The organism is Rathayibacter sp. PhB127 (genome assembly GCF_003751665.1).
GTDB lineage: Bacteria > Actinomycetota > Actinomycetes > Actinomycetales > Microbacteriaceae > Rathayibacter > Rathayibacter festucae.
On sequence record NZ_RKHW01000001.1, the window covers coordinates 539,888 to 552,957 of the forward strand.

The window sequence follows — 13,070 nt, forward strand, 5'->3', positions numbered from 1 at the left end:
CGCCCCCACGTCCCGCGCGCGCCGCGGGACACGATCGGACGGGATCCTCTGCCTCGGCAGGGGGTCCCGTCGGTCGTCGCGGGCCCCGGCGGCGGTAGCGTGCAGGGGTGACCCGCCGCCTCGGACTCGACTTCCTGACCTTCGTGCCCTACCCGGAGGGCCCCGAGCAGCCGGGTGACGCGGCGCGCAGCCTCGAGGACGGCCTCGCGCTCTTCGAGCTCGCGGAGGAGCTCGGCTACGACACCGGCTGGGTGCGGGTGCGGCACTTCGAGCGCTTCCTCGCCTCGCCGATGACCTTCTTCGCCGCCGCCTCGCAGCGGACCCGACAGCTGCGCCTGGGCACCGCGGTGATCGGCGCGCGCTACGAGTCGCCCGTCCGCCTCGCCGAGGACGCGGCCACTGTGGACCTGCTCTCCGGTGGCCGGCTCGACCTCGGCGTGAGCAGCGGCTTCGCGCACCTCGCCTCGGTCTTCGACGGCGTCTTCGGGCAGGCCGAGCGGGAGTTCCGCGCCGAGGCGCAGGAGCGGATCGAGCGCCTGCGCGACGCGCTCTCGGGCTCGGTGCTCGGCATCGCGGAGTCCGCGCTGATGTCGGTGCCGGTCGGCGATCCGCTCGTGCAGCAGCCGCACGCGCCCGGTCTGGCCGACCGGCTCTGGTACGGCGCCGGCACCACCGCCTCCGCGGTCCGCGCCGGCGAGCAGGGCATGCACCTCCAGGTCTCCACGCTGAACACGGAGGAGACCGGGCTGTCGTTCGCGGAGCAGCAGGCCGCGCAGATCCGCGCCTACCGCGAGGCCTTCGCCGCCGCGCACCCCGGGCGCACCTCGCGGGTCACGGCGGGGCGCATCGTGCTGCCGCTGACCGGCCCCGCCGACGAGGAGGCGCACCGCCCCTTCATCGAGGGCTACCTCGCGCGGATGGACGACGACGGCCGGCCGCGCACCGCCGACCGCTCGATCATCGCGGCGCCGATGCGCTTCAGCCCGCTGCACCTCGGCACGGCCGACGAGATCGTCGCCTCGCTCGCGGCCGACCCCGCGCTGGCGGAGGCGGACTCGCTCACGGTCACACTGCCCGCGGTCGGCGGGGTCGAGTCGCACCGGCGCATCCTGCGGACGATCGCTGCGGAGATCGCGCCGCGGCTGGGCTGGACGCCCGCCGCCTAGCTGCGGCGCAGCAGGAGCAGCGTGAGCGGGCGCTGCGCGATCAGCAGCAGCAGCCACCAGAGCCCGACCGAGGGCACGAGCAGTGCGAGCGCGAGGGCGAGCACGAGGAGCGCGAACGGGACGACGGCGGGAGCGAGCCGGACCGGCCCGGCGCCCTCCCGCAGCAGGTGCGGTCGGCGCCGCAGCCGCAGCTCGATCAGCAGCAGCGCCCCGCTGACCACGACCATCGTGCCGATGTAGAGGCCGTTCGTCGCGCGCGAGTCGGGCAGCAGGGCGATGGCGCTGGTCGAGAACGGGAAGAACGCGATCGCGACCAGCCAGAGCAGATCGAGCCAGACCAGCCCGGCGTCGTAGTCGCCGGCCAGCTCGAAGACCCGGTGGTGCGGCATCCAGAACACCGCGATCAGCGTGAAGGAGAGCGCGAAGGCGAGCACCGAGTCGAGGTGCTGGCCGAGGACCTCGCCCACGCCGCCGCCGTCGCTGCCGATCTCGGGGGCGAGCTCGACCAGCGGGAGCACCAGGATCGTGATCGCGATGGCCACGGTCGCGTCGGAGAAGTTGACCAGGCGATCCAGGCCCCGCTCGGTGCGTGCCGGGCGGTGCCGCTCGGGCGCGTGCCCGCGGTGCACCAGGCGCTCGATCGGGCCGGAGAGCAGCAGGAGCAGGAGCGCGAACATGTTGACGCTCGGGAGGGTGACGGCGAGCACGAGTGCGACGGCCAGCAGCGCGATCACGATCAGCGAGCGCGAGAGCGAGCGGAGCGGGTCCGTGCCGGGCACGAGGAGGGCGGGGTCCCGGCGCAGGATCAGCTGCATCGCCAGGGTCGCGGTGCTCGCGACGATCATGGTGCCGATGTAGAGCGCGAACACGCTCGGGTCGGTGGCGAAGACGTTCGACAGCAGATTCGCCGCGAAGGGCAGCAACACGATCGCCGCGAGCCAGACGAAGTTCACCGCGACCAGAGCGGGGGAGTAGCGGGCCACGCCCTCGAAGACCGCGTGGTGCACCAGCCACAAGCGCCCGATCACGGCGAAGGTGATGAAGAACGCCGAGAGCGTGCCGTAGTGGCCGGCGAGCAGCGCGCCGAGGTCGGTCTCGCCGCCCTCCTCGACGACGTCGACGAGGGGGAGCACGAGGAACGTGATCGCGATGGCGACCGTCGCGTCGGTGAAGTTCACCAGGCGGTCGAGTCCGCGCTCGGTGCGGGAGGCGCTGGTCGTCACGGCTCGACCCTAGGGGACGGCTGCTCTGGTGACGCAGGTGGATCTCGATGCACCCGCTCCGCGGGCTACTCGATCAGCATGGCGCGGCGGTGCATGCTGGTCGAGGTGCCTCCGACGCTGGTCGGTCGCCGCTCGTCCGGGGCGTCGCTGAGCGGTCGCAGGCGGGGCCGCCGATAGGCTCGACAGGCTCATGAACCGGATCACCGTCGCACTCCTCGCCGCCTTCGACGCCGCGCTCTCGGCGCTGATCGGGCTCGCGATCCCGCTCGTGCCGCTGACGATCCTCTGGGCCGTCCAGTACGACACGGCGGTCGACTGGAGCGTCTTCTGGCGCGTCGCCGCGGACGCCTGGCTGCTCGGCCACGGCGCGGATCTGCAGGCCGCCTTCGCCCCCGACTCCCCGCTGGCGCTCGGACTCCCGGACGGCGGGCAGCCCTTCGCGATCACGATCGCGCCGATCGCGTTCGCGCTCCTCGCGATCCTGCTGGGCGCCCGCACGGGCCGCCGCGCGCAGGAGTCGCCCTACCGCCTCCTCGGGATCGGCTCGGCGATCGCCACCTACCTCCTCGTCGCGCTGCTGGTCACCCTCGGCGCGACCACCGACGTCGCCCGGATCGACGTCCTGCAGGGCACGCTGCTCCCGCCGCTCGTCTTCGGACTCGGCGTGGTGATCGGAGCCGCGACCCACTCCGCCAGGAGCGGCGAGCGCGACCCGATCGGCGAGTTCGCCGACCGGACGCTGCACCGCCTGCCCGAGCCTGCCGCGCCGCTCGTCCTCGCCTCGCTCCGCGGCGGGACGCTCGCGGCCGCCGGCGTGATCGGGGTCGCCGGCGTGCTCGTCGCGGTGCTGCTGGTCGCCGACTACGCCGCCGTCGTCGCGCTCTACGAGGGTCTCGGCGGGGAGGCGCTCGGCGGCCTGGCGCTGACGCTCGGGCAGCTGGCGATCCTCCCGAACCTGGTGATCTGGGCGGCGAGCTGGCTGATCGGACCGGGCTTCGCCCTCGGCGCGGGCTCGTCGGTCGCACCCGCTGGGACCCTCCTCGGCCCGATCCCCTCGATCCCGGTGCTCGCGGCGCTGCCGCAGGGCGAGCTCGCCTTCGCCTTCCTCGGCCTGCTGGTGCCGCTGCTCGCCGGCTTCCTCGCCGGCTGGCGGCTGCGCGCGGAGGTCGTCGACGGGCTCGACGGGCGGTCACTGCTGCGCTGGGGTGCGGCCGCGGCGGGCGGCATCGGTGTGGTCGGCGGTCTGCTGCTCGGGCTGCTCGCCTGGTTCTCGGCGGGAGCGGCCGGGCCGGGGCGCCTCGTCCAGGTCGGGCCCGATCCGCTGCTCGTCGGCGCGTTCGCGGCGCTCGAGCTGGCGCTCGCCGCGGGTCTCGGACTGGCCGCCGGCCGCATCCGCCGCGGCTGAGCGCCGGGCCTGACCGCCGGGCCCGACCGCCGGTGGTCGCCGCGGAGGCGTCCCCCTAGACTTGCGCAGTGCTGAAGTTGGTCGTCCTCATCTCCGGCGGTGGCTCCAATCTCCGCGCGCTGCTCGAGGCGACGCGCGACGACCGCTTCCCCGCCCGCGTCGTGGCGGTCGGCAGCGACACCGACGCCGACGGCCTGCGCCACGCCGAGGCGCACGACGTCCCCTCCTTCACCGTGACGCCCGGCGCCTTCGCCTCCCGCGACGCCTGGGGCGCGGAGCTGCTCGAGCAGATCCAGGGCTGGCAGCCCGACCTCGTCGTCTGCGCCGGCTTCATGCGGATCCTGCCGCCGGTCGTCGTCGACGCCCTCAGCCCGCGGATGATCAACACGCACCCCGCCCTGCTGCCGCTCTTCCCCGGCGCGCACGCCGTGCGCGACGCCCTCGCCGCCGGCGCCACCGAGACCGGAGTGACGGTGCACGTCATCGACACCGGCGTCGACACCGGCCCGGTCATCGCCCAGGAGAGCCTCGCCGTGCTCCCCGGCGAGAGCGAGCACGCGCTGCACGAGCGCATCAAGACCATCGAGCGTCGCCTGCTGGTGCAGACGGTGCTCGACATCGCCCACGGAAACGTCGATCTCGAGGAGCTCGCCCGCGCATGAGCATCACCGCACACGACCCCAGCAGCTACGACGACCGCGACGTCGTCCCCGTCCGCCGGGCGCTGATCTCGGTCAGCGACAAGACCGGACTGCTCGAGCTCGCCTCGGCGCTCGCCGGCGCCGGCGTCGAGCTGGTCTCCACCGGCTCGACCGCCGCGACCATCCGCGACGCGGGCCACGCCGTCACCGACGTCTCGGCCGTGACCGGCTTCCCCGAGTCGCTCGACGGCCGGGTGAAGACCCTGCACCCCGGCGTGCACGCGGGCATCCTCGCCGACGTCCGCCTCGCCTCGCACCGCGAGCAGCTCGAGCAGCTGGAGATCGCGCCGTTCGAGCTCGTCGTCGTGAACCTGTACCCGTTCCGCGAGACCGTCGCCGGCGGTGCCGACGCGCCGACCGTGGTCGAGAACATCGACATCGGCGGCCCCGCGCTCGTCCGCGCCTCGGCGAAGAACCATGCGAACGTGGCGATCGTCGTCGATCCGGCCGACTACGCCGGCATCGTCGCCGCGCTCGGCACCGGCGGCACCACCCTCGCCGCTCGCCGGACGCTCGCCGCGCGCGCCTTCGCGCACACCGCCTCCTACGACTCCGCCGTCGCCGCCTGGTTCGCCGGGCAGGAGGCGGGCGGCGAGTCCGAGTTCCCCGGCTCGGTCGAGATCCGCGGCACCCGGCAGCAGGTGCTCCGCTACGGCGAGAACTCGCACCAGAAGGCCGCGCTCTACGTCTCGCCCGACGGCACCGGCATCGCCCAGGCGCGCCAGCTGCACGGCAAGGAGATGTCGTACAACAACTTCGTCGACGCGGATGCCGCCGTCCGCGCGGCCTACGACTTCGTCCTCCCCGCCGTCGCGATCATCAAGCACGCCAACCCGTGCGGCATCGCGATCGCCGGCGCGAAGGCGATCGACCCGATCGCGTCCGCGCACCGCCGCGCCCACGAGTGCGACCCGGTGTCCGCCTTCGGCGGCGTCATCGCGGCGAACCGGACCGTCACCCTCGCCATGGCCGAGACGGTGAAGGAGATCTTCACCGAGGTCCTCGTCGCCCCCGGCTTCGAGCCCGAGGCCCTCGAGGTGCTGAAGACCAAGAAGAACCTGCGACTCCTGCAGCTCCCCGACTTCTACGCCCCCGTCGAGACCGAGTTCAAGCAGATCTCCGGCGGCATCCTGCTGCAGGAGCCCGACCGCGTCGTCGGCGGCCCCGGCGAGGTCAGCTCCGGCTGGGAGCTCGTCGCCGGCGAGCCCGCCGACGCCGACACGATGCTCGACCTCGAGTTCGCGTGGAAGGCCTGCCGCGCCGTCAAGTCGAACGCGATCCTGCTCGCCAAGGGCGGCGCCTCCGTCGGCGTCGGCATGGGCCAGGTCAACCGCGTCGACTCCTGCCACCTCGCCGTCTCCCGCGCCGGCGACCGCGCCCCCGGCTCCGTCGCCGCCTCCGACGCGTTCTTCCCCTTCGCCGACGGCCTCGAGGTCCTCCTCGCCGCCGGCGTGAAGGCCGTCGTCCAGCCCGGCGGCTCCGTCCGCGACCCCGAGGTCATCGAGGCCGCGAAGCGCGCCGGCGTCACCATGTACACGACGGGGGAGCGGCACTTCTTCCACTGAGCGCCGCAGGCGCTCAGTGGGCGCCTTCTTCCACGCCGCTCCCTGCGCGGCGTGGCGCGGTCGGCCTCCTGGGGTGGTGCGTTCCGCAGAGCGGGTCGCGTCGGCCGCCGCGGGAATCGCTTGGCACGCGATCCCCGCACGCGGCCTCTCCCTTCGGGACTCGGGGTCTGCCCGCTCCACTCCTCAGAAGTTGTCGTAGTCGAGCGTCGAGTACGACAACTTTTGCGGACTCGGGGTGCGAGCCCGGCGCCGCGCCGCCACCCTCCAGAAGTTGCGGTAGCGGGGCGCGACTACCGCAACTTCTGCGGAGTCGTTGGCATCTGAGCGTGGACGGGTCTCTCCGCTCGCCAGGAGTTGTCGTGGTCGGGCGTCGAGTACGACAACTTCCGCGTACTCGGGGGAGCGGACACGGTGCGCGCTGCCACTCCTCAGGAGTTGCGGTAGTGGGGTGCGAGTACCGCAACTTCTGCGGAGTCGGTGCCTCCGAGCGCGGACGGGTCCCTCCGCTCTCCAGGAGTTGTCGTAGTGGGGCGTCGGGTTCGACAACTTCTGCGCACTGGCGGCGCGAGGCGGGCGGGTGGCTCGACTCCTCAGAAGTTGCGGTAGTGGGGTGCGACTACCGCAACTTGTGCTGAGTCGGTGTTCGGCGAGCGCGGGGCGGGGGCTCCAGACTCGGGAAGTTGCGGTGGTGGCGCGCGACTACCGCAACTTTTGAGGAGTGGCGGGGGAGGGGGCGGGGCGCGGCCCGGCGCGCGGCTCTCAGACGGCTGCAAGGGTCTGGGCAGGGGGCGCAGGGGTGCGGGCGCGTAGGGTCTCCGGGTGCCCTCCGACTCGACGCTGAACGCGCCCACCGCTCCGACCGCCACCACCGCCCCGACCGTGGGGCGGCGCCTGCTGACGGCGCTCGCCGCCGCGGCGGCCACGGCGGTCGCGGCCCACCTCGCCAACCTGCTCGCCTTCTTCATCGGCAACCAGCTGGCGCCGACGTCGATCCCGCAGGTCAACGCCTACTTCCTGCTCTCGAGCGTGCTCGCCTTCGTGGTGGTGCTCGTCCTCGCGGCGGCCGGACTGCTCGCCCGCGCCTGGACGGCGGCGATCGCCGGACTCGTCGCGGGGCTCGTCGGCGCCGTCTTCGGCACGCTCGTGCAGGCGAGCGCGAGCGGCACCCCGATCACCGGGGAGGTCTGGGGATCGATCGTCGCGACCTTCGGCGGGCTCAACCTCGTCTTCCTGCTCGCCTTCGTGATCGCCGCGGCGACCCTCGGCCACCGCATCGCCGTCGCATCGACACCTGCCCGCGCCCGGAAGTCCTCGGCCGCCACCGCCCGTCCGGAGCGCCGCATCGCCCTCATCCGGCAGCCCGCGGACGACCTCGACGCCGGCGAGCTCACCCACCTCGAGCGCGTCCCCGTCGACCGGGTGAAGGCGCTGCAGCAGTGGGAGGAGTACGTCGATGCGCTCGAGGAGGCCGGCTGGGAGACCGTCCAGGTCGCCACGGCGCCCGAGCTGCCCGACTCCGTCTTCCTCGAGGACGCGCTGCTCGTCGTCGACGGGCACGCGGTCCTCACCCGCCCGGGCGCCGAGTCGCGCCGCGGCGAGGTGGACGGCGCGGAGGAGGCGGCTCGCGCCCTCGACCTGATCGTGCACCGGATCGAGGCGCCCGGCACCCTGGAGGGCGGCGACGTCCTCCGCGTCGGCTCCACCGTCTACATCGGCCGCGGCGGCCGCACCAACGCCGAGGGCGTCGCGCAGCTGCGGGCCCTGCTCCGTCCGCTCGGCCTGAGCGTCGTCGCGGTCCCGCTCACCCGCGCCCTGCACCTCAAGAGCGCCGTCACCGCTCTGCCGGACGGCACGGTGATCGGCTGGGAGTCCGTCGTCGACGAGCCGCGGCTCTTCCCCTCCTTCCTGCCGATGCCGGAGGAGGGCGGCGCCCACGTGGTCGTGCTCGGCCCGGACACGCTGCTGATGGCGGCGTCCGCGCCGCGGAGCGCGGAGCTGCTCCGCGAGCTCGGCTACCGCGTCATGACGGTCGACATCTCGGAGTTCGAGAAGCTCGAGGGCTGCGTCACCTGCCTGTCGGTGCGGGTGCGCTGAGCGCCTCGGCGACGCTCGCGCGGGTTCGTCCGGCGGGCTCGGTCGTGGAGGAGGGAGCGACCCGACGATCCGCGCCCGCGGTCGCCGAGCGGTGGACGCCGCCGAGGGACCGGGTATAGCCTTCAAGGCTGCCCAGAAGCCCGCAACGGGCCGGCGGCATCCCCGCCCTCGCGACGCCACGGTGCCGCAGGGCTCCGTCCTCCGTCGCGAAAGCCCAGCACCGTGCTCGCACAGTCCTCTCCGCCCGCCGCTCCGAAGCGCCCGAACACCCTCCGCACTCTGCTGCGCCTGGTCCCGTTCATCGGCGACGCGCTGCCCCGCCTGGTCGGCGGCATCGCGATCGCCCTCGTGGCCAGCCTCGTCTCGCTCGCGATCCCGATCGTCCTCCAGCAGCTGGTGGACGGACCACTCGGCGACGGCGCGACCGCCGCCGGCTCCGGCGACCTCGGCCCGCTGATCGGCCCGGTCGTGGTCGTGCTCCTGCTCGGCGTCCTCGAGGCCGCCGCCATCGCGCTGCGCCGGCGGATGGTGCTCACCCCGAGCACGCGGGTCGAGGCGAGGATGCGCACCGCGCTCTACCGCCAGCTCCAGGACCTGCCCGTCTCGTTCCACGACCGGTGGCAGAGCGGGCAGCTGCTCTCGCGCGCGATGAGCGACCTCAGCCTCATCCGCCGCTGGATCGCCTTCGGCTTCGTGCTGCTGGTGGTCAACGCGCTGACGATCGTCGTCGGCTTCGGCGTGCTCGTCTACTGGAACCCGATCCTCGGCGCGCTGTTCGTGGCCTGCTCGATCCCGGTCTGGATCTACGGCTTCGCCTTCGAGAAGCGCTACTCGAGCATCGCGCGCCGCAGCCAGGACCAGGCCGGCGACCTCGCCACCACGGTCGAGCAGTCGGTGCACGGCATCCGCGTGATCAAGGCGTTCGGCCGCCACCAGCACGCGCTGGCTGGCTTCGCCGACCAGGCGGAGAAGCTGCGCGGCACCGAGGTGGAGAAGGCGAAGGCCATCGCGGGCATCTGGGTCGTCCTGCTGCTCATCCCCGACATCGCCTTCGCGCTCTGCCTCCTCGCCGGAGTCTGGCTGGCTGCGGACGGACAGCTCAGCGTCGGCGAGCTCTTCGCCTTCTTCGCCACCGCGACCGTGCTGCGCTGGCCGGTGGAGTCGATCGGCTTCCTGCTCTCGATGACGTTCGACGCGCGCACCGCCGTCGACCGCTACTTCGAGGTGATGGACAGCCGGAACACGATCACCGATCCGGAGTCGCCCGCGACGATCGCCCGGCCGCTCGGCCGGGTGCGCTTCCGCGACGTGCACTTCCGCTACCAGGACGCGCCCGAGCGCTTCGCCGACCTGCTGGACGGCGTCGACCTCGAGGTCGAGCCTGGCGAGACGATGGCGCTCGTCGGCCTCACCGGCTCGGGCAAGACGACGCTCACCGCGCTGCTGCCGCGCCTCTACGACGTGACCGGCGGAGCGATCGAGATCGACGGCGTCGACGTGCGTCACCTCCGCCGCGACGAGCTGCGCTCCCACGTCGGCATGGCCTTCGAGGACGCGACGCTGTTCTCCACCTCGGTGCGCGAGAACGTGCTGCTCGGCCGCCCTGACGCCTCCGAGGCGGAGCTGCTCGAGGCGCTCGAGACCGCCCAGGCCGACTTCGTGCACTCCCTGCCGAACGGGCTGGACACCACCGTGGGCGAGGAGGGGATGAGCCTCTCCGGCGGCCAGCGCCAGCGGCTCGCCCTCGCGCGCGCCATCGCCGCGCGGCCCGCCGTCCTCGTCCTGGACGATCCGCTGTCGGCCCTCGACGTCGACACCGAGGCGCGGGTGGAGAAGGGCCTGCGCCGCGTGCTCGGCGACACCACCGCGCTGATCGTCGCGCACCGCCCCTCGACCGTCGCCCTCGCCGACCGCGTCGCCCTCCTCGAGGAGGGCCGCGTCACGGCGGTCGGCACCCATACCGAGCTGCTCGCGAGCAGCCCGCACTACCGCTTCGTCATCTCGAGCCTCGAGGAGGACGAGCTCGCCCGTCCCCGGGGCACCGAGCGCGTCGGCTCGCGCCCGCGCACAGAGGCCGAGCTGACGGACCTGACCGACCTCACGGAGCTGGAGACCCGATCATGAGCACTCTCGGATCCACCGAGGAGCGCGACGACCTCACCCGCGCGGAGTCCGCGGCCCTGCGCCGGCGCTCGCTCGCGCTGCTCGGGTCGCTGCTGCGCCCGCTGCGGATGCGGCTGGTGCTGACGGCCGTCGTCGTGGTGATCTCGACCGCCGCGCAGGTCGCCGGACCGGCGCTGATCGCACTGGGCATCGACAACGGGCTGCCGGCGATCCTCGACGGCGACGCGACCCCGCTGGTCCTCACCGTGATCGCCTACGTCCTGACCGGCGTCATCGGCGCCGTCCTCGTCGCCTGGTACACCGTGCTGTCGGCCCGGGTGAGCCAGGCGATCCTGATCGACCTGCGCAAGCGCGTCTTCCTGCACACGCAGAAGCTGAGCCTCGAGTTCCACGAGAACTACACCTCCGGCCGGATCATCTCCCGGCAGACCAGCGACCTCGACTCGATCCGCGAGCTGCTCGACTCCGGCATCAACCAGCTGGTGCAGGGCGCGCTCTACATGGGCTTCGTCGCCATCGCGCTGGTCTCGCTCGACGGCGTCAGCGGCCTCGTGCTCGCCTGCGCCCTCGTGCCGCTGGCGATCCTGACCCGCTGGTTCCAGAAGCGCTCGCAGTCGCTCTTCCGCGGCACCCGCGTCGCGTCGTCCCGCCTGATCGTGCAGTTCGTCGAGACGATGACCGGCATCCGCGCGGTGCAGACCTTCCGCACCCAGGAGCGCAACGAGTCCGCCTTCGGCGTCGTCGTCGAGCGCTACCGGGTCGCCTACAAGAAGGTCTTCGGCGTCTTCGGCACCTTCGACCCCGGTCTCGTGCTGATCGGGAACGTCACGATGGCGGCCGTGCTGTTCTTCGGCGGGATGCGGGTGCTCGACGGCGGTCTCGAGATCGGCGCGCTGCTCGGCGTCCTGCTCTACACGCGGCGCTTCTTCGCTCCGGTGCAGGAGATGGCGATGTTCTACAACTCCTACCAGTCCGCGGCGGCCGCGCTCGAGAAGATCTCGGGCGTCCTCGCGGAGGAGCAGAGCGTCCCGGATCCGGCGCACCCCGTCGACCTGCGCGAGGCGCGCGGTGCGCTCGGCTTCGAGGGCGTCCGCTTCGCCTACACGACCGACCGGGAGATCCTGCCGCGCTTCGATCTGCGGATCCCCGCGGGCCAGACGATCGCGCTGGTCGGCTCGACCGGTGCCGGCAAGTCGACGCTCGCGAAGCTCGTCTCGCGCTTCTACGACCCGACCGACGGAGTGGTGACCCTCGACGGCGTCGACCTCCGGCAGCTGCACCCGAAGGACCTGCGCCGCGCGATCGTGATGGTGACCCAGGAGGCGTACCTCTTCTCCGGCTCCGTCGCGGACAACATCGCGATCGGCCGGCCCTCGGCCTCCTACGACGAGATCGTCGACGCGGCGAAGGCGGTCGGCGCGCACGCGTTCATCCAGGCGCTGCCCGACGGCTACGACACCGACGTGAACAAGCGCGGCGGGCGGGTCTCGGCCGGGCAGCGGCAGCTGATCTCGTTCGCTCGCGCGTTCCTGGCGGACCCGGCGGTGCTGATCCTGGACGAGGCGACCTCCTCGCTCGACATCCCGAGCGAGCGGCTGGTGCAGCTCGGCCTGCAGACGCTGCTCGCCGACCGGACCGCGGTGATCATCGCGCACCGGCTGTCAACGGTCGCGATCGCCGACCGGGTGCTGGTGATGGAGCACGGCCGCATCGTCGAGGACGGGACGCCGGAGGCGCTGATCGCGGACGACGGCCGCTTCGCGACCCTGCACGCGGCCTGGCGGGACTCCCTGGTCTGAGCCGGAGGGCCCGCCGCCGTGGTCAGGGGGTCCAGCGTGCGGCGCGGACGTCCACCCGGTAGCCGCTCGGCGTCGTGACGAGCGGCGTGCCCTCGCGCTCGTAGTGCTCGCGGGCGCGGTCCTCGTGCCCGATCGCGGGGGCGCCGCCGGAGCGGACCACCCGCCACCAGGCGACGTCGGAGCCGTAGCGGGCGAGCACCGTGCCGACGGCGCGGGCGGCCCGGGTGCCGAGCACCGCGGCGATCTCTCCGTAGGCCATCACACGGCCGGGCGGGATCGCGTCGACGACGGCGAGGACCGCGGAGACGAAGTCGGCGGGATCCGGGTCGGCGGAGGAGGCCGCCGGAGTGCCGGTCAGAGCTTCAGCGCCCCGATGTTCTCGCCGTACGGGGTCTCGCCGATGACCTCGAAGCCGATCCAGCGGAAGAACTGCTCGGGGCCGTCGGCGCCGGACTCCCAGATCACGGTGAGGGTGTCGAAGCCGCGGGCGCGCGCCTCGTCGGCGGCCGCGCGGACGGCGAAGGTGCCGACACCGCGGCCCTGCTTGGCCGCGTCGATGTTGATCCGCCAGATGCAGCTGCGGAACTCCTCCGGCGCCTGCGGGTCGAAGTGCGCGTGGATGAACCCGACGAGCTCGTCGCCGTCGAGGATCGCCCGCTGCCAGGCGGCACCCGGGTCGATCACGGCGGCGGCCGCGGAGTACGACTCCGGTGCGACGAACTGCTCCTGACCCGGTTTGAGGCTCAGTCCGTTCACGGCGGAGATGTTCGCGGCCGACAGCTCTTCCAGGCGGAGGTCACTCATGCCGCCCAATCTAGCGGCCCGGCTCGACGCCGGTCATCCTCCTCGCGGACGAGCGACGCGCCACGCACGGTGCGGGGCTCCTCCCCACGGAGAACTGTCTCGACGTCGAGACAGTTCCGGCCTCGGGTAGGCTGGTCGAGGCCGTCTGGAGCGGCCGCGGAGCCACCCGTCCCTCGCAGCAGCGGGGCG

The 13,070-nt window shown here is 73.1% G+C and carries 10 protein-coding genes; 7 read left to right on the forward strand and 3 right to left on the reverse strand.

Annotation, left to right across the window (positions count from 1 at the left end; translation table 11 throughout):
* Window positions 1-107 precede the first annotated feature (107 nt).
* On the forward strand, window positions 108-1,166 hold the full coding sequence (locus tag EDF22_RS02680; RefSeq protein WP_123702182.1) for an LLM class flavin-dependent oxidoreductase: 1,059 nt from the start codon (window positions 108-110) through the stop codon (window positions 1,164-1,166).
* Here the strand turns inward: EDF22_RS02680 and EDF22_RS02685 are convergent.
* Complete coding sequence (locus EDF22_RS02685; protein ID WP_123702184.1) at window positions 1,163-2,389, reverse strand: TMEM175 family protein; 1,227 nt, start codon at window positions 2,387-2,389, stop codon at window positions 1,163-1,165. The genes EDF22_RS02680 and EDF22_RS02685 overlap by 4 nt on opposite strands.
* A 190-nt stretch (window positions 2,390-2,579) precedes the next feature.
* Here EDF22_RS02685 and EDF22_RS02690 point away from each other — a divergent pair, with 190 nt between their 5' ends.
* The 6 genes from EDF22_RS02690 to EDF22_RS02715 all read left to right on the forward strand — a co-directional run bounded on the left by EDF22_RS02690 (window position 2,580) and on the right by EDF22_RS02715 (window position 12,077).
* Window positions 2,580-3,794 (forward strand): DUF6350 family protein, encoded by a 1,215-nt coding sequence (locus EDF22_RS02690; protein ID WP_123702186.1) that lies wholly within the window; start codon window positions 2,580-2,582, stop codon window positions 3,792-3,794.
* A gap of 68 nt (window positions 3,795-3,862) precedes the next feature.
* On the forward strand, window positions 3,863-4,456 hold the full coding sequence (purN, locus tag EDF22_RS02695; protein ID WP_123702188.1) for a phosphoribosylglycinamide formyltransferase: 594 nt from the start codon (window positions 3,863-3,865) through the stop codon (window positions 4,454-4,456).
* Window positions 4,453-6,060: a bifunctional phosphoribosylaminoimidazolecarboxamide formyltransferase/IMP cyclohydrolase gene (purH, locus tag EDF22_RS02700; protein WP_123702190.1), complete on the forward strand. Its 1,608-nt coding sequence runs from the start codon at window positions 4,453-4,455 to the stop codon at window positions 6,058-6,060. The genes purN and purH overlap by 4 nt, the downstream gene beginning before the upstream one ends.
* Before the next feature lie 819 nt (window positions 6,061-6,879).
* A complete protein-coding gene (gene ddaH, locus EDF22_RS21420; protein ID WP_311316351.1) occupies window positions 6,880-8,154 on the forward strand; it encodes a dimethylargininase in 1,275 nt (424 codons plus the stop codon).
* Between the two features lie 222 nt (window positions 8,155-8,376).
* Window positions 8,377-10,278, forward strand: a complete 1,902-nt coding sequence (locus EDF22_RS02710) for an ABC transporter ATP-binding protein (RefSeq protein ID WP_123702192.1) — start codon at window positions 8,377-8,379, stop codon at window positions 10,276-10,278.
* Entirely contained in the window at window positions 10,275-12,077 is a 1,803-nt protein-coding gene (locus tag EDF22_RS02715; RefSeq protein ID WP_123702194.1) for an ABC transporter ATP-binding protein, read from the forward strand. Before EDF22_RS02710 ends, EDF22_RS02715 begins: the two co-directional genes overlap by 4 nt.
* Before the next feature lie 22 nt (window positions 12,078-12,099).
* Here EDF22_RS02715 and EDF22_RS02720 read toward each other — a convergent pair whose 3' ends face one another.
* Window positions 12,100-12,537: an MGMT family protein gene (locus tag EDF22_RS02720; RefSeq protein WP_311316354.1), complete on the reverse strand. Its 438-nt coding sequence runs from the start codon at window positions 12,535-12,537 to the stop codon at window positions 12,100-12,102.
* Window positions 12,432-12,881 (reverse strand): GNAT family N-acetyltransferase, encoded by a 450-nt coding sequence (locus EDF22_RS02725; RefSeq protein ID WP_123445122.1) that lies wholly within the window; start codon window positions 12,879-12,881, stop codon window positions 12,432-12,434. The genes EDF22_RS02720 and EDF22_RS02725 overlap by 106 nt, the downstream gene beginning before the upstream one ends.
* Window positions 12,882-13,070: the final 189 nt, after the last annotated feature.

Excerpts from the sequence above, each read along its gene's own strand:
- purH (WP_123702190.1), top strand. The coding sequence starts at position 4,453 with ATGAGCATCACCGCACACGACCCCAGCAGCTACGACGACCGCGACGTC.
- EDF22_RS02715 (WP_123702194.1), top strand. The coding sequence starts at position 10,275 with ATGAGCACTCTCGGATCCACCGAGGAGCGCGACGACCTCACCCGCGCG.
- EDF22_RS02690 (WP_123702186.1), top strand. The coding sequence starts at position 2,580 with ATGAACCGGATCACCGTCGCACTCCTCGCCGCCTTCGACGCCGCGCTC.
- EDF22_RS02725 (WP_123445122.1), bottom strand. The coding sequence starts at position 12,881 with ATGAGTGACCTCCGCCTGGAAGAGCTGTCGGCCGCGAACATCTCCGCC.